Genomic DNA, 882 nt, shown 5'->3' with positions numbered 1-882 from the left:
GTCAGGTAAAAAAGTAGTAGAGACGGAGAAGAATACCTACGATCCAACGACACGCCAGCTCCTCACACAGCAAAACAATGATACGAAGGTTTCCTATACGTATGACGGCTTTTTACGCCCAACTTCCATGACCACATTTGGACGTACGTACGAACAAAGATACGAGGATGAAGATGATACCCCGGACTCGATTGTGTATCCAGATGGAACTATCACAGCTTACACCTACGATGAGCTAGGACGCATCTTATCCGTCAAGCATCCAGGAATGGGCAAAATCAACTATGAGTACGATACATCCACAACAGGTGATACCGTGCATGTCCAGTATCCAAACGGTACCAAAATCGAGAAAGGCTTCAACTCATTTGGCCAGACAACAGACGTGCAGCATATCCTGTCCAACAACAAGGCGTGGGAAGAGCAAAACCAATATAATGGCTTTGGAAATCTAGTAGAAACAACGGTGAACCAATCTGCTTCTACGTTCGGCTACGATAAACTGGATCGGATTCGCAAGGAAACAACACCGACAAGAGAACAAACGTACACGTACGATGAACGGGGCAATCGCCAAAGTATTTTGACGGCAAAATCTCCAACAATTGCAGACAGTTCATACACCTACGATGCTCTCAACCGTCTTAAAACCTTTACAAAGAACGGAAAAGAAACCACCTACACATACTATCCGGGTGAGCTTAGAGCAAGTAAAGAAATAAACGGCAAAACAACTCACTATGTATATCTAAATGGTAACGTGATTGAAGAGCTGGATGAAAAGAATAACCTCCAAGCCCGCAACATCTGGGGGAATGAGCTACTCTACCGGGATGATGTAAAAGGTGACAAACAAGGCTATTACTATACAAATGCCCACGG

The 882-nt window shown here is 44.3% G+C and carries 1 pseudogene; it reads left to right on the top strand.

Going from position 1 to position 882, the window contains the following annotated elements:
- Positions 1 to 882 (top strand): annotated as a pseudogene (locus QZ995_RS23670) (wall-associated protein); the annotation flags it as partial.

The organism is Brevibacillus laterosporus (assembly GCF_030489605.1).
GTDB classification, from domain to species: Bacteria; Bacillota; Bacilli; order Brevibacillales; family Brevibacillaceae; genus Brevibacillus_B; species Brevibacillus_B laterosporus_E.
The sequence above is the reverse complement of the archived record's forward strand: the minus strand, read 5'-3'. Positions and strand labels throughout refer to the sequence as shown.